We start from the raw sequence: 20,142 nt of genomic DNA on the forward strand, positions 1-20,142 counted from the left end.
CGTATTCAGGAACCACCCGATGTCCGTCAAGATCCGAAACAACGTAACCCTCGCAGGGGATGGTCCTGCGACGGTGGTATTTGCGCATGGCTTCGGTTGTGACCAGAACATGTGGCGATATGTAGAGCCTGCCTTCCGGACCCGGTATCGCACCGTCCTGTTTGACCTGGTGGGCTGTGGGCGATCGGACCTGTCCGCCTATGACGTCCAAAAGTACTCGTCCCTGGACGGCTACGCGCACGATATCATTGAAATAATCGAGCGTTTTGGCGAGGGCCCAGTCCTCTTTGTAGGTCATTCTGTCAGCAGCATGGCCGGGGTCCTCGCATCCAATAGGCGGTCGGGTTTGATCGACGCACACATAATGATCGGACCTTCCCCCTGCTATATCAACGATGACTCGTACTGCGGCGGGTTCAGCGCGCAAGACATCGACTCACTCTTGGAGACGTTGGAAAGCAACTATCTGGGATGGTCGAGCGCGATGGCTCCCGTGATCATGGGGGCGCCCGAGCACCCTGAATATGCCGCTGAGCTCACCAACAGTTTCTGCAAGACCGACCCTGACATTGCCAAACGTTTTGCCAGAGTGACCTTCCTGTCTGATCTGCGCAAGGACGTGGCCAGGCTGCGCGAGCCCACGCTGGTGGTGCAGTCTTCTGAGGATTTCATCGCGCCGATGGAAGTGGGTCAGTACCTGGTACAGGTCATTCCAGAGGCCCACCTGGCAGTCGTGGAAAATGTCGGCCACTGTCCCCACCTGAGTGCCCCTGAGGCTTGTATCGAGGCCATGAGCGGCTTTCTGGCCGGTCTGGGCAGGCCATTCGATGTCCAGTAAGAACATCAGCATACCAGACGCCGAAACGCTCTATCGCAACGCCTCGTGTGCGCTGCTGCTGACCGACAAGGCCGGCCTGATTCTCAAGGTCAATGAAACCTTCTGCCAATGGACGGGCTGCGCTGCCGGTGACCTGGTCGAGCAGCGGCGAATCCAGGAACTGCTGACCGTTGGAAGCCGGATGTTTTACCAAACACACTGGATTCCGCTGCTGGAGATGCAACGATCGGTGGCCGAGGTGCAGTTCGAGTTTCGGTCAACCGATGGTCGTACCGTTCCCATGGTGGTTAACGCGACTCGCCGGGAGCACGAGGGGTTTCTATATGATGAGATCTCTGCGGTGGTCATCGCCCAAAGGGCGCTCTTCGAACAGGAACTCAAGAACTCAAAGCGAATGGCAGAGGCTGCCTTGCGCGAGCATCTCGAGATGCAGCACGCGCTATCCGTCACCGATACCCGGCTGCGTATTGCACTGGAGTCCGCGCAGCTTTACGTATGGGACGTCGACCTTCGGACCAACGAGCGTCGTTACGACCCTCAAGTCGCGCTCCTGTTGGGGTTCAGCAATCCCTTGGCCGTCTCCGCCAGCGCCTATGACAGTTTCATCGACCCTGCAGATGCCACGATTGAAGCCAGGCTGTTCCAGAGCGCTATGGACTCTCCTGCCCAACCTTACCGCTGCGTGTACAGGCTCAATGGGGTAGACGGTGTTCAGCGCACGGTTGTGGCGACAGGTCGAGGCATTACAGACAGCGATAACCGGTTTTTGCATTTTGTCGGGGTGTTGCATGACATCACGCAGGTCAGCCGTCAGCAGGCCTTGGCGGAGGACCGTGCGCTTTTTGCTGAGCAAATGATCGGGATCGTGAGTCACGACTTGCGCAATCCCCTGCAGATCATCTCGATGGCCACCCACCGAATCGCCCTCAGTACTCGACCTGCCGAACAGGTCGCCATGCTTGGCCACTTGCGGACCGCTACCCATCGGGCCCAGAAGCTGATCAACGAACTTCTCGACTTCACCCAGGCCCGTATAGGGCAAGGGCTGGCGGTCAGCCCTGTGATGATTGATCTCAGAGACACCCTGAACACTGCAGTGGAGGCCATGCGTTTCGGCAATCCTGGCTGGCAGATCGATCTGGAGCTCGATGGACTGGAGCACTACCACGTGGACGCGGACAGGCTTGTGCAGCTGCTGGGCAACCTGGTTGCGAATGCGGTTGCCTACGGAGAGCCTACATCTCCGATCAGAGTCACTGCAGACGCGAAACGCTACGAACTGACCGTTGCAGTTCACAATCTAGGCGTGCCAATTCCCGCCGAGTCATTGCACAACCTGTTCGAACCCATGACCCGTGGTGCCGGCGAAGATCGAAGCCTGCGAAGCGTAGGATTGGGGTTGTATATCGTGAGTGAGATTGCGAAAGCTCACGGGGGCACGGTGCATGTCGATTCTTCAGAGACGGCGGGTACCACGTTCACTGTCAAGTTTCCGGCCTGGGGATCGGACCTAAGCGGTGTCGCTGGCCTGAGGGACTGAACCGGTAATTGCTTGAGGACTCCCGGTGACGCTTGCTGATACCCAGTGTTGTGAGAGCGACCGCAGATAATCCCCAAAGCCGTCTGACCGGCAGCGACCAGTGGTGGGTGAACCATTTGCCGCTCGTGTTCCTGCTAACTCCCGTGCTCGGGACGTCAGGCTTTGCTTGCGCGACCACAAGCCCTGTAGCAGAGACGCAATAGGTGGCAGCCGACTGCCTTTGCCTTTTGACCCTCGTGCTGTTTCACATTACCCGTACCTTACGTCAGAAGAGGACTATCTTAATTGTCCTGCGCAGCGATAGCGCAGTCCCGGCTCACATGGCCGGGACCTTGGAGACGTCGATGCTTTGCGCTCTGGAAATGCAGCGTGTAATAGAAACAGCCTTCCTTCCCGCCACGTGCCGATGCGTCATCGGTCCCAACGGCAACATCACTATCCATGTAGGCAGGCAGGCGCCGACGGTTCTGGACGCCCACCTGATCGGTAACGCCTTTGCGCCGCCAACTGGCGAAGCACTTGGCATGCTCGTTAAAGATTTGAACGGGCACTACCGTCTGCAGAGAATCGAGCACCGACGACGTTTCTTTACCGAGGTGTAGCTGACGAGGGCTACGGTGTCGATATCTTGCTCAACAATGCCGGCGTGGCGGAAGGCGGGTCGATGGTGGGTATACCTGCCAGCCACCGGCGTCATCAATGTGAGGTGAACGTTATCGGTTCGGTGCCGCTGACTACGCTCGGGTAAACCCATCCAGTCAGATCGCAATGGATATAGCCCCATCCCGAACCTGTCAGACCCGGCCGAGATCGTGCAACACGATGCCCAACGCAAATGCCGCCTTCAACGCCTCCCGGCAGGCGTGAGGTTGGCCGCCAGGTAGGCGACCAACGCGCTCACCTTGGGTAGCGCCTCGCGGCTTTTGAGCCACATCAGGTTCATCGGCAGCCCTTCGGTTGCGAGATCAGGCAGCACCTCGACCAGCCTGGCGCTGTTCAAATGCACCTGGGCCAACCACGTCGGCAGCTGGGCGATGCCAAGCCCCGCCAGCACGGCCATTACCTCGCCCTCCCCGTCCCCCACGGCAATGTGCGGATGCATGATCCTGCGCTCCATGTCACCCGGTTGGCGGCCCTTGAAATACCACGGGATCGCCATGCCGTCGTTCTGCCCGTAGCCAATGCACTGGTGGCTTTCAAGGTCCGCCACCACACGGGGCTCGCCGTGTCGCTCCACGTAGTCAGGCGCGGCGCAGAAGATAAGTTTCTGCGTCCCAAAAAACTGATGCCCTACCGATGCAGGCCAGGCGTCCGATCCACCGATCCTGACCACAATGTCGATGCCCTCATGCACCGGGTCGACATAGCGATCAGAAAATGACACGTGAGGCTGCAGCCGCGGGTGCTGTTTCATGAACTCCAGAATCAGCGGCAGGACATGCAACCGCCCATAGGAAGCAGGTAGATCGATGCGCACTTTGCCTTGGGGTTCGGTCTGGGTGGACGTCAAGGCAAGCTCGACCTCCTCCAGGTCCGAAAGCACCGTGGTACAGGTCCGATAGAAGGTTTCCCCGGCCTCGGTGAGTGACAACCGGCGCGTGGTTCGGTGGAACAGGCGAGTGTTCAACCGCCCTTCCAGGCGAGCGATGCTCTTGCTGATCGCCGAATTGGTCAGGTTCAGGCGTTCAGCGGCGGCCGTGAAGCTGCCCAGGTCGGCAACGATGACGAACACATCAATGCCTTTGAGGCGCTCTGAAGAAAACATGACAGCTCCAATTGATGAATTCCATTCCACACACTAGGTAAAAAGCGGCCAAGATCAAACACCATTTCTTCAATAGACTATGCCAAAATCTGTCGAGAGTTTACGTATCATGCAGTCCTCACCTACGGCCGGCGCCTCCATGGCCCCGGCCGACACCTCACGTTCAGGGCTTTCAGTCCTGATCATGGCGATCGCGGCCTTTATCATCGTCACCACCGAGTTCTTGATCGTCGGCCTGTTGCCGGCACTGTCGCGCGAGCTGCACATCTCGATCGCATTGGCCGGCCAGGTCGTCACCCTGTTCGCGTTCACCGTCATGCTGTTCGGGCCGGTGCTCACTGCCAGGCTGGCGCACGTGGAACGCAAGAAGCTGTTTACCCTGATCCTCATGGTGTTCGCCGCGTCCAACGTGCTGGCTGCGGTCTCCACCAATATCTGGGTGCTGGCGCTGGCGCGCTTTATCCCGGCCCTGGCCCTGCCGGTATTCTGGGGCACAGCCAGCGAGACCGCCGGGCAACTGGCTGCCCCAGGGCAATCAGGCAAGGCCGTGGGCCGCGTTTACCTGGGCATCACCGCTGCGCTGGTATTCGGCGTGCCGCTGGGCACCCTGGCGGCAGATTCGGTGGGCTGGCGTGGAAGCTTCTGGATTCTGGCCGGCATTTCCCTGTTCATCGGCGTACTGATGCACCGGGTGATGCCGAAGCTGCCAGTGTCAGCCAGTGCGCACCCCGATCAGAAGCAGACCGCGATCCTTCGCCAACCGCGCTTTCTCGCCCATCTGCTGCTGTCGGTCCTGACCTTCACTTCGCTGTTCACCGCCTACACCTACCTGGCCGATATGCTCGAACGCTTGGCGGACATCCCTGCCAGCCAGGTGGGCTGGTGGCTGATGGGCTTCGGTGCGATGGGCATGATCGGCAACCACCTGGGCGGCAGCATGGTCGACCGCAAACCCCTGCTGGCCATGGTGGTGTTCCTGTTGTTGGCCGGTGCCGGCATGCTCGCCGCGGTGCCGTTGGCGCCTCATCACGTCGCGTTGACTGTTGCACTGATGGCCTGGGGTATCGGTTACACCGCACTGTTCGTCGTCTGTCAGGTACGGGTCATGCAGGCCGGTGCACAGGCTCAGGCGCTGGCTGCGACCCTGAACATTTCCGCGGCCAATGCGGGCATCGGCCTGGGCGCCATCATCGGCGGCGTCGGCATCGGCCACTTCGGCATCACCTCGATCGGCATCATCGCCACCCTCATTGCGGCGTCAGCCGTGATCGTCGCGCTGCTGCTGATGCGTCGCCGGTAACCATTGCGCAGTGGCGCCCTCAACGGCCGCTGTCGTCTTTTTTATTAACCTGCAGCGGCGCAAGCGCAGCCCTGCGCAAAATACTCAGGGGCCACGAGGTCTATCGCGGGAGCAAGGCGGCAATGGATTTGGCAGCCCACCGTTTACGCTGAGGCTGGCGGATTGAAATACACCGCATCGGGCAACGACAACGTCGATTTGATGTACCGGGTTTTCTCATCGACCAGCACTTCGAGTTCGCCCGCCTCCACGCCTGCGTACACGGTACGTGCCACATCGAGAGGGTCCGATTTCTGCACATCAAAACCGCGTACCAGATCGGTGTCTATAAAGCCCACATGCACGCCAACGACCTGAGTATTGCTGCCCTTCACGCCCAGGCGCAAGGCATTGGTCACGCTCCATGCTGCCGACTTGGAAGCCGCATAGGCGGCCAGCATCGGCACGCTCAGCCAGGCGACGTCCGACAGGACGTTGACGATCGCCCCTCCTCCATTCGCAGCCAGGATTGGCGCAAAAGCCTGGCTGGCGCGAACGATGCCATAGCAGTTGGTTTCCATCATTCGCCGCGTGAGATCAATCATTCCTTTATCCAACGCGCCCTCATGTACCTCTCCAATGCCGGCATTGTTGACCAGCAGTGTGGTGTCTGCACATTTCGACGCGGCGCTCGCCACCGAAACATCATCGGTCACGTCGATGTGCACGGGGATCAATCCCGGGACGTCGAAGCCTGCGGGATTACGCATCCCCGCGTACACCTTGGAAGCACCCAGCGCCAAAGCGACCTTGGCGAAGGCCAGCCCCAGACCGCGGCTCGCGCCGGTAACGAATACGACGGATCCTGAGATATTCATGAAGTTTTCCTGTTGGCGTTGAGAACGCCGAGGCCATTGCCCCGGCCCCATGCACTCTACGCCATTAGATTACGACCGACATACCTAAAAGCAAAAAATCTCGCTTATGAGTCAGGCAACCTCCTGGGCCGGTTTCAGGAACACCCTTTTGGTACGGATGGATCGCCCCATGAAAGCGGCCAGGCCCACGTTGCGATCAAGCAGGGGTTTTCACGCTAAGGCGCTCGGCAATCCTGCCCTGCTTTGCTGCCAATGCGACGCACTCTTCAGGCACGTCGATGCTCGCAAGACCGGCGAAGACCAGCCCGGCAAATACCGTAATGTCAGCCATGGAAAACTGCTCGCCGGCCACATAGGGCTGCTTCTGGAGAACCTGATCGAAGTACTTCATGCCCGCCACAGCCTTGGCCCTTTGACGGTTACCCCACTCCACCCGCCCTTCTCATTCGGGACAGGGGGCATTGGGCATCCGCTTCGGTTAATCGCATGCCCGTTTGGACACTGTCTCAGGCAAAAGTGTCTCCGTCTCGATGGCGCCCGTCATAGACGTCCGGAGACACTAAAAGCGACCTGCAGGCGCCGATCTAGCTAGAAGTCAGACTGGCGAATAAAGGTAGGCGGCACGAAGGCTCTGGCACTTGGATTGGCGCCGGCGTCGGGCCCGGCAGCACCCGCTGAATGCTTTCGCGCGGGGTCAAAATCTAAACACGACCTATGCTTGGAAAGAACAAGTAAACAGCGAGGCTGCACATTTCATCTAAACGGCACGTACCAGGGTTGAACCCCCTCCAGCGTGCACAGTCCATGCCCTACATCCCAAGGGGTAACATCGATGCATGATTTATCAAAAGCCTCAGGGCTGAGGCGTTTTACTGCCATCATTGCAGGCATCATTGCCTTGCTGATGTTGGCAGGCGGTATCTGGCTGGCCACGTTGGGCGGCTCTTTGTATTACCTGATTCTGGGCGTTGCGCTGCTGGTATTCGCCGTCCTGTTGTGGCGACGCTCCGCTGCATCGCTATGGCTGTACGGTGCGCTGATGTTGGTCACCGTAGTCTGGGGGTTGTGGGAAGCAGGCTCGGACTTCTGGGCCCTGGTGCCACGTCTGGACATCCTCGGGGTGCTGGGTCTGTGGTTGCTGATCCCCGCAGTTACCCGTGATATTCCGGAGCGCCTCAAGCCAGGCAAAACCTTCTTGTCCGCGACACTGGCGTTGGCGATTGTGGTGATGGTCTATTCCATCTTCAACGACCCGCAGGAAATCAACGGCTCCATCGCGACGGCACAACCTGCGCAGCACCAGCCGGTGGAGGGCATCGCCAACGGCGACTGGCCTGCTTATGGCCGCACGCAGTCGGGCACGCGCTATTCGCCGCTGACCCAGATCAACGAAGGCAATGTCAAAGACCTTCAGGTGGCCTGGACCTTCCACAGCGGGGAATCGAAAACCGCCAATGACTCGGGCGAAACCACCAACGAGCTGACCCCGATCAAGGTCGGCGACAACATGTACATCTGCACCACGCACCAGACCCTGGTAGCGCTCGACCCGGCCACCGGTAAAGAGAAGTGGAGATTCGATCCCAAGCTCAAATCCGACCCGTCGTATCAGCACTTGACCTGCCGCGGCGTCGCGTACTTCGATCAGGCCGATACCGCGCAGTTCGCGAAAAGCCTGGAAGGCACGCAGCCGGTCGCCACCAGCTGCCCGCGCAAGGTCTTCCTGCCGGTCAACGACGGTCGCCTGTTCGCCATCAACGCCGACAACGGCAAGCCTTGCGACGACTTCGCCAAAAACGGTGAGCTCGACCTGCTTCACTTGCAGCCTTACCCTTATCCGGGCGGTCTTGAACCCACCTCCCCGCCTATCGTGACCGGTACTACCGTGATCATCGGCGGTTCGGTGACCGACAACCAGTCGGTGCATGAACCTTCCGGCGCGATCCGTGGCTACGACGTCAACACCGGCGCTCTGAAGTGGATCTTCGACACCGGTGCGGAGAACCCGAACGCGGTCCCGAGCGATGGCCATACCTTGGTCAACAACTCGCCGAACGCCTGGGCGCCGCTCGCCTACGACGCCAAGACCGATGTGGTCTACGTACCAACGGGCGTTGAGACACCCGACATCTGGGGCGGCAACCGTACGCCGGTGATGGAGCGTTACGCCAGCTCGATCGTCGCGATGAACGCCTCTACCGGCAAGCTGGTGTGGAGCTTCCAGACCACTCACCACGACTTGTGGGACATGGACGTGCCTTCCCAGCCAACGCTGGCCGACGTGAAGACCGCTACCGGTGACTCAGTCCCTGCGGTCTATGTGCCGACCAAGGCCGGCAACCTGTTCGTGCTGGACCGTCGTGACGGCAAGCCGATCGTGCCCCTGCACGAGATACCGGTGCCGAGCGGTGATGCCGCGCCAGGCGATCATGTGAGCCCGACCCAGCCACGCTCGGACCTCAACCTGACGTCGATTCAAACGCTGTCGGACAAGGAAATGTGGGGCGCCACCATGTTCGACCAATTGGCCTGCCGGGTGATCTTCAAGCGCCTGTCGTACCGCGGCCAGTACACCCCGCCGTCCGAGCAAGGGACGCTGGTGTTCCCGGGTAATCTGGGGGTGTTTGAATGGGGCGGCATTTCGGTGAACGCCGACCGTCAAGTCGCAGTGATGAACCCGATGGCACTGCCGTTCGTGTCCAAGCTGATACCCCGGGGCCCGAACAACCCTATGTGGCCTAAAGAAGGCGCCGCGGCAGGGACCGGTACCGAAGCGGGCATTCAACCGCAGTACGGCGTGCCTTATGGCGTGGAGATCAACGCCTTCCTGTCGCCGCTGGGTCTGCCGTGCAAAGAGCCGGCGTGGGGCTATGTGGCGGGCGTCGACATGAAGACCCACAACGTGGTCTGGCGCAAACGCATCGGCACCGTGCGCGACAGCCTGAAAGGCATCCAGCTGCCGCCAATGAAAATCGGCGTGCCGATGCTGGGTGGGCCGATGTCCACCGCAGGTAACCTGATGTTCATCGCCGGTACCCAGGACGACTACCTGCGCGCCTACAACGTCACCAACGGTGACCTGCTCTGGGAAGCGCGCTTGCCAGCCGGCGGTCAGGCCACCCCGATGACCTATGAAAGCAACGGCAAGCAGTACGTTGTAATCATGGCGGGCGGGCATGGCTCGTTTGGCACGAAGATGGGCGACTCGCTGATCGCCTACGCCCTGCCGTCGAAGTAAAAAGCGGCTGAGCGGTGAAAAAAGAGCCCGAGCGATCGGGCTCTTTTTTTTTGGCCGTGGTGCCCGGCGTGGCGGCGAACGGTAATGTTCAACACAACGACCGGAAGCGCCGAAACAGTGGCGCCAATAAATAACTAAATTAATTTTAATTGAAAGGTAGTCACCGCAGGCTTTTTGTAAATAGAATGTATCCGGTTAGTTACCTGCGTGGCCCCGGCATGGAAGGCATGAACAATTTAAGGACAGCAGGACTTTATCTTTGCCTCGTGCCAGTTGCGTTCGCGCAGCCCACGGTGAGCACTTCGCCAGCACTTTCGGAACACCGCGCGCTTAACCGTGATGACGCCGGGGGATTGGTGGTGGGTCAAACCGTCACGATGAACGGCCGTGCTTTTTATGACGGTTTTGCCAGTGCCTGGAGCGAGAAAGATGAAGCCGGGCGTTTCACTGTATCGGTCACCGAGCGTCCTACCGCAAGGCTCGGCAGCCTGATCTATGTTGATTACGGCAATCGCCGGATGCTGCAAGTGTCTTTGCCGACCAACCGTAGCCAGATTCCCGCCCTGAGCGCGGCCGTCGCCGCGCAGGTCTTCGAAGGCATATTAAACTATCAAGTGGCGCAGTTCTTTGGCGACCCTGACCTGGCTCGAGATGAACTTTGAAAAGGACTTTTCATGACGCATCAACATTGGGCTACCCGCGTTCTGTCTGTCACGCTGTTACCGTTGTGGCTATCAGGAATATCAAGTCTGCACGCCAGCGAGTTGGCCTACGTTCCCGTCAACCCCTCGTTCGGCGGGAACCCACTGAATGGGCCGGTCCTGCTCAATCAGGCCACGGCGCAGAATCATTTTACCGAACATTCATCTTCCGCCTCCTCTTCCGCACAAAGCACGCTGACGCAATTCAACAGCATGTTGCAAAGTGCCATTCTAAGCCGGGTATCGTCCGCGGTGACCTCTAGTATTGTCGGTGCAGACGGCAAGTTATCACCGGGCACGGTGGAAACGACGGACTTCAGCATCGCCATTGTCAATCTGTCTCCCGGGTTGTTGCAAATCACCACCACCGACAAGACCACCGGACAACAAACTTCATTCCAGATAAACCAGTAGCGCGCCGCCCCCCCCCAGCGCGCATGGGCTGTGAGCCCGCCCTTGGTTTGACCCACTGTAGAGCGTCTTTGCACCCGTGCAGTTCTACCGGCGGATATGTTCGTCCGCAAAAACCCACTGAAACCCGAATGGAAAAGGAATGTGTCCATGAAAATGCGTAAATCACTGTTATCTGTTGCGGTGTTGCTGGCGCTGTCCGGCGCCGCCTTAGCCGACAGCAGCTCGGTCAAGACGGTTCAGAACGGGAGCTATAACCAGCTCACGGCGACGCAGACGGCTGCCACGGGCTCAACCTTGTCGATCGAGCAGCGCGGCGACCGTAACCGGGCGGGGCTGGCCAGCTTCGAGGTGCTGCAAACGGCGCAGGCGAGCCAACTGAGCATCCTTCAGAACGGTGACGACAACTACGTCCAGGCTCGCCAAAGTGGCCGCAACAACACCGCCGGCATCCAACAGACCGGCAATAACTTTAGTGGCTCCATTGAACAGCAAGGGTCATCCAACACGGCCAAAATCACTCAGGACACCAGCACCGGCTACCTGTCGGCCGATATTCTGCAATTTGGCATTGATGGTGACCCCAGCGTTGTACATGACAACGCCGCCCGTGTGACCCAAAGCCACTCCATGAACGCCTCGGCGTCCGCCGGGCAGTTCGGTAGCAACAGCACGGCCACTGTCCAGCAGCAGTACGCCGTGGGCTCAACCGCCCACGCCACGCAGAGCGGCAACCAGAACCTGGCCAGTGTCAGCCAGACCCACGTCGATGCCACTGACGCGAGCGTCTCGCAGACAGGCAATAACTTGACTGCAACGGGTGGTCAGACCTGGGTCCAAAGCAGCAGGCAGGCCATCAGCCAGACAGGGGATTTCGATACCGCTACCGCGCGTCAGCATGATGGCCACGACCTGAAAATCGACATCCGCCAGCAAGGCGTCAACAACGACGTCGCGGTGACCCAGACCGGTGCCTACAACGAAGAATCCCTGTTGCAGACCGGCGCGAACAACCGCGCGACCGTCAACCAGAGTGGCCAGGGCACCGGCTCCGGTACCGACCGCAATCAGGTCTACCTGACCCAGGCCGGCAACGGGCTGACTGCCAACATCACTCAGGCCGGCGGCGCGGGCAACTTCGCTACGGTCACTCAGCAATAACCTTCACGCAGTATCCCGCCGCCCAGGCGGCGGGTTTTCGGAGCCATACCATGGGTGCCCGTACCATCGCTCTTCTACTCACCATGCTGATGCTCGGTGGCTGTGCCACCTCGCAGCCAGCGGGTACTCAATCGGCGGCGACACTGTCACCGCCCACCCATTCGACGCGCGATCTGGTCAGCCTGCCACCGCCGGCCGGCGTCATATCCGTTGCGGTATACGGCATGCGCGACCAGACCGGTCAGTACAAACCTTCGCCAGACAGCTCGTTTTCAACCTCGGTGACCCAAGGTGCGGCCTCCTTGCTGGTCACCGCGCTACGCGATTCCCACTGGTTCAAACCCGTGGAGCGGGAAAACCTGCAGGACTTGTTGACCGAGCGCAAGATCATCCGCGCCCTGGAGCAGCCTCAGGATCAGGCGCAAGTACAACTGCCGCCACTGCGACCTGCCAACCTCATCATCGAGGGGGCGATCGTGGCCTATGAGAGCAACGTCCGTACCGGCGGCATCGGAGTGCGCTACCTCGGAGTCGGGCCGTCCGATCTGTACCGCCAGGATCAAGTCACCATCAACTTGCGGGCGGTGGACATTCGCAGTGGTGAGGTGATCCAGAGCGTGACAACGACCAAGACAGTGTTTTCGATCCAGCTGGATTTCGGCGTTTTCAAGTTCGTTTCCCTCAAGCACCTGCTGGAAATCGAGACCGGACTGTCGCGCAACGAACCGGTGCAGCAATGCGTTCGCGAGGCCATCGAAGCGGGATTGATTCATTTGATCGCCCAAGGTGCGCGCGATGGCAGTTGGCAGTTGAAAAACCCTCAGGACCTCAACAAGCCGCTGCTCCAGGGCTATCTACAGGCCTATGACGAACAGACTCAAAACCTGCCGATCAGCACCTCCGATCAGCGCACACTTTCTGGAGGCAACCATGCGGTCAACTAAGTCGTGGCTCGCTCGACAGCTATTGGCGGTAGCGAGTGTGCTGGTCGTCACCGCGACGCAGGCGGCGGACCTCGTGCCTGAAGCGCGCTACGCCAACCTGCAACCCTCGGGCAGCCGGGTCGAGTTGTCCCAGCTGGGCTCGAGCAACCAGGCCACGGTCGAGCAAAACGGCCTACGCCAGCAACTGATCCAGGCCCAGACTGGCGCGCGCAACCAAGCCCTGGTGCAACAGAGCGGCGCGTACAATGCGGCCGACGTTCAGCAACTGGGCTCGGGTAATAACATTGCACTGGAGCAGAGTGGACGCTACAACGCCGCAGCGATGAGTCAAGTGGGCAGCGCAAACCAGGCCAACGTGGTACAGAGTGGCGCCTACAACCAGGCTTACGTCGGACAGTACGGGCAAGGCAACCAGGCCAATGTGAACCAGAACGGCTTCGGCGGCACCGTGACGGTTCAGCAATACGGCAACAACATGAACGCCACCGTCAACCAGCGGTAGACAGGATGATCGACATCTCGCAACTGGTGATCAGCCTCGGCATGCAGCGTCATGGCGACATGGTGCTCATTCGCCCGCAACTGCAGAACCCGACGCCCATGTCGTTGCGCTATCGCCTGGCGGTCCGGCAGCAAAGTGCTGCGGGCACGTCCAGCATCGGCCAGCAAGGTGAGCTGCGAACAGGGCAAGACCCCGTTCTGGTGCGGTTGAGCGTGCCGGCAGGGGCTCGGTGCACGGTGCACCTCGAGGTCTTCGAGCAGGACCTGTTGATCAGGACGATTGATGAGGCGTGTGCGCCGGCGCCTGACTAATTACACAAGGGGCTCGCCGAGTAATGGATATCGTCGTGCACATCGGTGGGTTGTCCGGCACCCGCAGACGTTCACCTTCCACAATTCGCTGCTGGGCCGCCCGAGCCTCGGTGCCGGAGTCCGCTACACCGGCGTGCTCTATGGCGACAACGCCAATGCCTGCCCCATAAATTAGCAAGCTCACCAACTATTTGAATCCTGAGTTTATGTTTAAAAAATACTGGCGCGCGTGAAAAAGTCAGCTAGTTTGTTACTCACTCCTCTACCCCGCCCTCGCAGCCGAGCATTGGCAGGCGACCTCAACAGCCTTTCGTTGACCTGATGAGTTCACGCAGTGGTTGTCAGTCTTTCCGGATGCCCATCCCGTCTTTCCGGCGAACGTGCAGTAAAAATTTCCGCCGCGTTGAACGCCCGACAGGGCGCTCATTCAACCTGTCCGTTGGTGCTCGCGTGCGCACGCCGTATGGCGGCGACCTGCGCCTTTTGGGAGTGCCAATGAACAAACACCACCCCTACCACCCGATTATTTATATTCGCGGTTTTGCCGCCACCGCCGATGAAATCGAAGACACGGTGGCAGACCCTTACATGGGGTTCAATCTAGGCTCTTCAACATCCCGCCAACTGTGGAATGGAAAAATTCAAAAGTTCTTCTTTGAATCGCCCATGGTCCGTTTAAAGGATGAAATCGTCTGGCTGAATCAATGCGCGCAAAAGAGTGAGCGGCGCTACGATGACACGTACGTCAACGGCCGTGATCTCACGGACCCTGACCCTAAAGACCCCACCCAACCGTTGATGAAGACGTTGACCCTGCCGTATCAGTCAATGATCATCTTTCGTTATTACGACGAAGCGTCGGACACTTTTGGCAGCGGTAACACGCCGCCCATCGAGCATTTCGCGCAAGGCTTGAGCGACTTGATACTGCGCGTTCGTGCGCTGGTGTGCCAGGCCGGCGTCGATCCGATCACCGGCGACCCGCTGGATAACCAGGTGACCCCGCAAGACTTTCGCTGTTACCTGGTTGCCCATTCCATGGGCGGTCTGGTGGCCAGGGCGTTTCTGCAAAACCCTGCCTTGGGCGCCCCCGAGGCGAGAAGTGCAGTCGACAAACTGTTTACCTATGCCACGCCACACAACGGCATCGATTTGAGGGTCGTGCGCAATGTACCGGCCTGGGCCACTTTTGGCGACGCGGCCAATTTCAATCGACAACGCATGGCGGGGTATTTTGACCTCCCCCCTGCGCAAGGCCATGACGATGTCTCACTACTGACCCACTTCCCGGCGGCGCGGGTATTCAACCTTGTGGGCACTAACCCCAGTGATTACACCGTCATGAAAGGCATGAGCGCATGGGCAGTGGGCGATGCCAGTGATGGATTGGTCCGAATCGAGAACGCGACAACCTTTTCCCGGGTCGGCGACCAGGTCGTGCACTCGCCGGCGGCTTTTGCCCATCGCAGTCATTCCGGGCATTACGGGATCGTCAACTGTGAAGAGGGCTACCAAAACCTGACGCGCTTTCTGTTTGGAAGTTTGCGTATTGATGGAATTCTCGACATCGATGAACTGACACTGCCCGTTGACGTTCAGGCTGAAAAAGACGCGGGCCAGGAAGTCAGGGCCTCGTACCAATTTGAAATTGTTGCCAGCGTGCGCGGTAGCCAATGGCAAATCCACCGGCGTGCCGTGCGCGAGAACTCGGCCATTCATCGCACCTTCGCCGAGCTATTCCCGCTGTCCGGTGGCGTGCCGACACCGGACAGAAACAGCAGCCCCTCGCTGTTCTCTGTCTTCCTCGATCAACGTAAAAGCGTCAGCGAAGACAAGTCTGTGGCCTTTTCGTTTGACCTGGCCGTTTTGGTGCCCGATTACAACGTCAACGACAGGTTCTGGGACAAACAGCATTATGAAGGCAGTTACCTGTATCGGGAGTTGATTCTGGTGGAGGCCATCCCCGATCCCGCAGCGCCATCGGGATACCGGGTTTTCCACGGTTACCAAAGCCAGACCCCCAACAAGGCGTCCGTGGTGTCGACCACAACCGATTTGCCGGATGGGCAGGGCGTGAGTTTCAGTATTCCGGTAAAGACCCCTCCTGACACGCGGCCCGGGATCAATGCCACATTGCGCATCGAGATTCGCTTGTGGAACCAGGACACGGTGTAGCACCCCGACCTGAGCGCCGCAAATTGCCCGTTCGTGCAACCTCAGCCTGTGGCCTGAAAGGCTTGAGGCAAGGAGTGAGTCATGGAAAACAACAAGGAAAGCGGACCAGACTTATCCTTCTGGCTACCCGGTGGCGCCGTCCTGATCAGCCTGATGATCTCGACCTTCGTGCTGCACAAGGAACCCTTTATCAATGCGCGGCCGGCCAGCCCGCCATCAATGACTCAACCCCCTATCGATGCCCGGCTTTGGCAGGATCCTTTCGATGCCCTTGCCCGCTATCGCGACCTCCACAAGGAGAGTCGCCCCCCGGCTGTCGGGGAGAACGCCAACAGTGACCCCTGTGAATCCAGGCTCGATCGGACCGACGAGGCGGCACCTCAGGTCATGGTTGCATTGGTGCGCACCTCCGATTACGCCGACCAGGTCGAGATGAGGCGGCGTATTCGCTATGCAATCCTGGCAGGTCTTAAGACCAGCAGGCGGGTGCCGGTGGATGAAGGCCATATCCAGTGCGTGCGGCCGATGATCAACGGCAAACCGGTCGACGTGCCCTATGAAACGTTCGCAGCAGACCCCTTCGACCCTCCCCTTGATAACGACAGGATCACCGAACCGACGGCGCGGCTGCTGTTGTTGTGGGTAGACGAGGCCAGCCTGGGTAAATCACCGCTCAAGGTGTTGGACGGTCTGCGAATCAGCATCAATGATCAACTGAATATTTCGCAGTCCGCAGCCAACCTCAATCCAATGAAAGTCATCGGCCCGGCGAGCTCCAAGGTGCTGCGTGACCTGTATCACGAAGAGGCATTGCTGCGCGCCAGCAACGTGACGAACGAGCCATCACCACTCGTGGAGATTTACTCGCCCTTGGCCACCGCCGAGCGTTCACGGTTGATGGAAGGCACTACGCCCCCTGGCGCCCAAGCCTTGCGCGAACACCCCGGCGCCATGAAGCTGTTACGCACGGTCAGCGACGACGGCACGATGGCCGCCCTCTTGCTTGATGAGCTTGTCCTGCGGCATGTAAACCCGGCCCTTGGCATCCTCTGTGCCCGTCCCCCGGCGCAAAACGCCACACTCGATTGCCCCCAGGGTCGCTGGGAAAAAAGCAACCGCGTGGCCATCGTCGCGGAATGGGACAGTTTCTACAGCCGGGCCCTGATCGAAAGTTTTACCGACAAGGTCGCGGTCGCTGCGGGGCTGGTTCAACAGACCGGCAGTGGCCCTGAGACCTTGACATCGGCGTTGACCATCGCCCAACGCCAGGAACTCGACCCATGGGTCATGCAATTCGGCTACCTGCGCGGTATCGACGGTCGAATTCCCGACAAAAACCCGTCGACGGCCAAAATCATTCCCGGTGACAAGTCAGCCTCCGAGGCGCTCTCGCAGGAAACTGCGGACGGCAATGGCCAACTCGATTACATGCGACGCCTGGCCGATCACATCGCTGACCTGGACAAGGCACAGAGAGACTCGGGAGGTAACGGCATTGGAGCTATCGGCATCTTTGGTCAGGACACCTACGACAAACTGATGGTGCTGCAGGCTCTGAAAAGTCGTATGCCCACCAAGGTGTATTTCTCGACCGACCTGGATGCACGGATGCTACAGCCCGGCCAAGCGAAGATAACCCGCAATCTGGTGCTCGCTGCCCCCTATGGCCTGAGCCTCACGCGAGCGCTGCAACAGGATGTTCCGCCTTTTCGCGAAAGCCTGCAGAGTTCGGTCTACGTCGCGGTACTGGCGGCCCTCGCGCCCCAGCCATTCGACGCCAAACGCTGGAAGTTCGACTACGCCACATCGTCTCTGCACGCCCCCTCCATCTATGAGGTCGGGGCCAGCGGGTTCATCCCCTTGGCTAGCCAACTGACCGAGCGGCGTCCAGAGGACTGCTCGGCCGGCAGCCTGACCGACAACAGCAAACGGGTCCGCCCCCAAGACATCATGGCCCTGCAATGCCTGCAGGACCGCTCGCCCCCACCCTACGCACAAGTGTCGCCACGCATACAAGAATGGCTGGCCCAGGCGCAGTCATTCTTTTTTGCCGGCCCCCTGTGTGTGCTGCTGGTATTTCTGGCACTCGCCTTGGCCTGCTGGCGCAAGCGGCAAAGTCAGAAGCACGGGGGCGAGAAGCGGGCTGGATGGGCGCAACGGCTACCGCTGGTGCTGTATGCCAGTGCGATCTTCAGCACGTGGTTGGCCATGCGCTATTGGCAAGTGGAGTGGCTCTGGTGCGCTGGCGTACTGGTGGCGCTGGGGGCGCTGTGCGCCGGGCTGACCCGCCTCCAGCTTCACCGTCAGGCCGTAGACGACGGCGCTACCGACCTTCAGGCCGCCAAGGCCGCCGAAGTGCACGGCAGCAGCTGGCATGTCATCGTCCCTCTGTTGCTTTTCGCGATCGTGTTGCTGTGGGGTTATGCCCAGCGTGCTTCGCTGACCGCCGACGGCCTGGGTGAGCCCATGTTTCTGTTCGAAGGCATCAGTTCGTGGCCAACGGCGGCGTTGCGGTTATTGGCCTCTATTATCTCAGTGGCGGCATTGTCGTGGGCGTGGCGAAAGCTCGACCACAATCGCCGGGAAATCGAGTTCGAATACTGCCTGACGTTCCCCAAGTGGCCCACAAGATTCACGCTTTACCGCCAATGGCGCTTGCAGCGGGGTCAACGCCGCCGTGGGTGGCCGGGCGTCTGGACAACGTTCAGCAGCATGGCCTATCGAATTCTGCTGCCGCTGTCGCAATTGCCTCCCGAGTTCAAACTCGCTGCTCGCCGCTCCAGCGGCGCGCCGGGTGAACTCGAAATCCGCCGGCTCAGATTGGTGGCCAATTTCTGGCGCGAGCACCGAATCGCTGGCAGCCTCGGCGCACGCATGATCAGGGTACTGTTGAGCAGCTGGATGTTTTTAGTCGTCACCAGCGCGTTCTATGTGATCATGCCTGTCGAGGACATTCCGGTGCGGGGGAGTGCCAACGGTATCTGGTTATGGAGCTGGGTGCTGGCGACCGTGACCTTTCAAATCCTGGCCTTTTTCGTGGTGGATACCAATCTGCTTCTTACCCGGTTCATACGTCAGCTGAAAGACCATCAGCTGATCTGGCCCAAAAAGCTGCGCGCCCAGTGGATGACCAGGCCGGTGGGCCCCCTGCACCCCTGCTTCGACGATTACATGGGCATCAACCTGATTGCCAAACGGACTTCGGCGGTCAACCGACTGATCTATGCGCCCACGCTGGTGATGCTGGTGCTGATCGCTTCGCGCAGTGCGGTGTTCGACAACTGGCCGGCGCCGCTCAGTACAACCCTGATCCTGATACTGAACGTGGCGATCCTGTTGGGCTCTGCCCTGTATTTGCGTCGTTGCGCCGAAAACGCACGCCGCCAAGCCCTCGCAAACATCGACCTGCAGGTGCTCAAACTTACCGACATAAAAGCGCCTACCCGGTTGAGCGCGGACGGTTGGGAGATAGCGGTCGACCGCGCGGAGGTCGAAAAACAGCTGGGCATGCTCCGCCAGCGCATAAAGGATCTTCGAACCGGGGCTTTTTCCCCCTATTCCGAGGAGCCGCTGATTCGCGCTGTGATGGTTTCGTTGACCGGGCTTGGGGGCTCCGCGGTGCTTGAGGCCCTCAACGCCCTACCCTTGTGAACGCCATGTTGTTTGGTAACCCACTGGGCCCGGTTGGTCCAGTTGGCTTGGGCCAGCGCTGTTTGGGCCAGGCGACAATCTCTCTGAACTTTCAAAATCGCCCGGCCCTCCCATTTGCATGGCGTCAGATAAATCATCTGGCGTTGTTGCCATTTCCCTGGTTAACGAAGACGGAGTGACCCCCATGAGTCATCAACTCAGCGGCAAGAAAATATTGATCATTACCTCCAACACGGGGATCGAGCGGGACGAACTGGTCAAACCTCTGGAAGCCCTCAAGAGCCAGGGTGCGCACGTCACCTACGGCTCAAGCCAGGGCGGCACGACCCAGACGTTCGTCCAGGACACCGAGAAGGATCGTACGGTCGAATCTCAGGCTGCACTGGCTGGCATCAAAGCGTCGGATTTCGACGCGCTGGTGATTCCGGGCGGCACGGTGAATGCCGACACCCTGCGACAAGATGAAAACGCCCAGCGCCTGGTCAAGGAGTTCGCCGATGCGGGCAAAGTCATCGCGGCCATTTGTCATGGCCCGTGGCTGCTGATCAATGCGGGCGTTATCGCCGGCAAGACCCTCACGTCCTATTCGAGCGTCAAACTCGATCTTGAAAACGCCGGTGCGGCCGGTTGGGTCGATGCCGAGGTCAAGCAGTGCCCGGCCAATGGGTGGACCCTGATTACCTCGCGCACCCCCAAAGACCTTCCGGCCTTCAACGAGGCGATCGCAACGGCGCTTGCGGCGGCGTAA

Annotated in this window: 17 protein-coding genes; 13 read left to right on the forward strand and 4 right to left on the reverse strand. The window is 59.7% G+C overall.

The features are described 5' to 3' along the window. Positions 1-19: 19 nt before the first annotated feature. Entirely contained in the window at positions 20-838 is an 819-nt protein-coding gene (locus HB675_RS14145) for an alpha/beta hydrolase (protein WP_213878949.1), read from the forward strand. After that, positions 828-2,378: a PAS domain-containing sensor histidine kinase gene (locus tag HB675_RS14150; RefSeq protein WP_213878950.1), complete on the forward strand. Its 1,551-nt coding sequence runs from the start codon at positions 828-830 to the stop codon at positions 2,376-2,378. The genes HB675_RS14145 and HB675_RS14150 overlap by 11 nt, the downstream gene beginning before the upstream one ends. Positions 2,379-2,659: 281 nt before the next feature. Here HB675_RS14150 and HB675_RS25855 read toward each other — a convergent pair whose 3' ends face one another. Continuing rightward, complete coding sequence (locus HB675_RS25855) at positions 2,660-2,953, reverse strand: hypothetical protein (RefSeq protein ID WP_256737542.1); 294 nt, start codon at positions 2,951-2,953, stop codon at positions 2,660-2,662. Positions 2,954-3,222: 269 nt separating this feature from the next. After that, positions 3,223-4,143 (reverse strand): LysR family transcriptional regulator, encoded by a 921-nt coding sequence (locus HB675_RS14160; RefSeq protein ID WP_213878952.1) that lies wholly within the window; start codon positions 4,141-4,143, stop codon positions 3,223-3,225. Positions 4,144-4,252: 109 nt separating this feature from the next. On the opposite strand from HB675_RS14160, the gene HB675_RS14165 reads away from it, so the two are divergent. Next, entirely contained in the window at positions 4,253-5,443 is a 1,191-nt protein-coding gene (locus HB675_RS14165; RefSeq protein ID WP_213878953.1) for an MFS transporter, read from the forward strand. A gap of 143 nt (positions 5,444-5,586) precedes the next feature. Here HB675_RS14165 and HB675_RS14170 read toward each other — a convergent pair whose 3' ends face one another. Then, complete coding sequence (locus HB675_RS14170; protein ID WP_213878954.1) at positions 5,587-6,300, reverse strand: SDR family oxidoreductase; 714 nt, start codon at positions 6,298-6,300, stop codon at positions 5,587-5,589. Positions 6,301-6,496: 196 nt separating this feature from the next. Next, positions 6,497-6,733 (reverse strand): glutathione S-transferase C-terminal domain-containing protein, encoded by a 237-nt coding sequence (locus tag HB675_RS14175; RefSeq protein WP_345945771.1) that lies wholly within the window; start codon positions 6,731-6,733, stop codon positions 6,497-6,499. 399 nt (positions 6,734-7,132) lie between these two features. Between HB675_RS14175 and HB675_RS14180 the strand changes: the two genes are divergently transcribed. The 10 genes from HB675_RS14180 to HB675_RS14225 all read left to right on the forward strand — a co-directional run bounded on the left by HB675_RS14180 (position 7,133) and on the right by HB675_RS14225 (position 20,142). Then, positions 7,133-9,538 (forward strand): glucose/quinate/shikimate family membrane-bound PQQ-dependent dehydrogenase, encoded by a 2,406-nt coding sequence (locus HB675_RS14180; RefSeq protein ID WP_213878955.1) that lies wholly within the window; start codon positions 7,133-7,135, stop codon positions 9,536-9,538. A gap of 218 nt (positions 9,539-9,756) precedes the next feature. Then, positions 9,757-10,200, forward strand: a complete 444-nt coding sequence (locus HB675_RS14185) for a CsgE family curli-type amyloid fiber assembly protein (protein ID WP_213878956.1) — start codon at positions 9,757-9,759, stop codon at positions 10,198-10,200. 12 nt (positions 10,201-10,212) lie between these two features. Beyond that, positions 10,213-10,653, forward strand: a complete 441-nt coding sequence (locus HB675_RS14190; RefSeq protein WP_213878957.1) for a curli assembly protein CsgF — start codon at positions 10,213-10,215, stop codon at positions 10,651-10,653. 147 nt (positions 10,654-10,800) lie between these two features. Further along, entirely contained in the window at positions 10,801-11,811 is a 1,011-nt protein-coding gene (locus tag HB675_RS14195) for a hypothetical protein (RefSeq protein WP_213878958.1), read from the forward strand. Positions 11,812-11,861: 50 nt separating this feature from the next. Beyond that, complete coding sequence (locus HB675_RS14200; protein WP_213878959.1) at positions 11,862-12,755, forward strand: CsgG/HfaB family protein; 894 nt, start codon at positions 11,862-11,864, stop codon at positions 12,753-12,755. Continuing rightward, a complete protein-coding gene (locus HB675_RS14205; RefSeq protein WP_213878960.1) occupies positions 12,742-13,257 on the forward strand; it encodes a curlin-associated protein in 516 nt (171 codons plus the stop codon). The genes HB675_RS14200 and HB675_RS14205 overlap by 14 nt, the downstream gene beginning before the upstream one ends. 5 nt (positions 13,258-13,262) lie before the next feature. After that, positions 13,263-13,568: a curli-like amyloid fiber formation chaperone CsgH gene (csgH, locus tag HB675_RS14210; RefSeq protein WP_213878961.1), complete on the forward strand. Its 306-nt coding sequence runs from the start codon at positions 13,263-13,265 to the stop codon at positions 13,566-13,568. 450 nt (positions 13,569-14,018) lie between these two features. Then, on the forward strand, positions 14,019-15,743 hold the full coding sequence (locus tag HB675_RS14215) for a hypothetical protein (protein WP_213878962.1): 1,725 nt from the start codon (positions 14,019-14,021) through the stop codon (positions 15,741-15,743). A gap of 81 nt (positions 15,744-15,824) precedes the next feature. Continuing rightward, the gene (locus HB675_RS14220; RefSeq protein WP_213878963.1) at positions 15,825-19,394 is read left to right on the forward strand and encodes a hypothetical protein; all 3,570 of its coding nucleotides are present in this window, start codon (positions 15,825-15,827) and stop codon (positions 19,392-19,394) included. Between the two features lie 184 nt (positions 19,395-19,578). Beyond that, entirely contained in the window at positions 19,579-20,142 is a 564-nt protein-coding gene (locus HB675_RS14225; RefSeq protein WP_213878964.1) for a type 1 glutamine amidotransferase domain-containing protein, read from the forward strand.

The sequence above is a fragment of the Pseudomonas sp. dw_358 genome (assembly GCF_018449655.1).
In the GTDB taxonomy this organism is placed as follows: domain Bacteria; phylum Pseudomonadota; class Gammaproteobacteria; order Pseudomonadales; family Pseudomonadaceae; genus Aquipseudomonas.

Bases quoted from the DNA above. Each gene is read 5' to 3' on its own strand.
- HB675_RS14145 (WP_213878949.1), top strand. From the start codon at position 20: ATGTCCGTCAAGATCCGAAACAACGTAACCCTCGCAGGGGATGGTCCT.
- HB675_RS14150 (WP_213878950.1), top strand. From the start codon at position 828: ATGTCCAGTAAGAACATCAGCATACCAGACGCCGAAACGCTCTATCGC.
- HB675_RS14160 (WP_213878952.1), bottom strand. From the start codon at position 4,143: ATGTTTTCTTCAGAGCGCCTCAAAGGCATTGATGTGTTCGTCATCGTT.
- HB675_RS14165 (WP_213878953.1), top strand. From the start codon at position 4,253: ATGCAGTCCTCACCTACGGCCGGCGCCTCCATGGCCCCGGCCGACACC.
- HB675_RS14170 (WP_213878954.1), bottom strand. From the start codon at position 6,300: ATGAATATCTCAGGATCCGTCGTATTCGTTACCGGCGCGAGCCGCGGT.
- HB675_RS14180 (WP_213878955.1), top strand. From the start codon at position 7,133: ATGCATGATTTATCAAAAGCCTCAGGGCTGAGGCGTTTTACTGCCATC.
- HB675_RS14185 (WP_213878956.1), top strand. From the start codon at position 9,757: ATGGAAGGCATGAACAATTTAAGGACAGCAGGACTTTATCTTTGCCTC.
- HB675_RS14190 (WP_213878957.1), top strand. From the start codon at position 10,213: ATGACGCATCAACATTGGGCTACCCGCGTTCTGTCTGTCACGCTGTTA.
- HB675_RS14195 (WP_213878958.1), top strand. From the start codon at position 10,801: ATGAAAATGCGTAAATCACTGTTATCTGTTGCGGTGTTGCTGGCGCTG.
- HB675_RS14200 (WP_213878959.1), top strand. From the start codon at position 11,862: ATGGGTGCCCGTACCATCGCTCTTCTACTCACCATGCTGATGCTCGGT.
- HB675_RS14205 (WP_213878960.1), top strand. From the start codon at position 12,742: ATGCGGTCAACTAAGTCGTGGCTCGCTCGACAGCTATTGGCGGTAGCG.
- csgH (WP_213878961.1), top strand. From the start codon at position 13,263: ATGATCGACATCTCGCAACTGGTGATCAGCCTCGGCATGCAGCGTCAT.
- HB675_RS14220 (WP_213878963.1), top strand. From the start codon at position 15,825: ATGGAAAACAACAAGGAAAGCGGACCAGACTTATCCTTCTGGCTACCC.
- HB675_RS14225 (WP_213878964.1), top strand. From the start codon at position 19,579: ATGAGTCATCAACTCAGCGGCAAGAAAATATTGATCATTACCTCCAAC.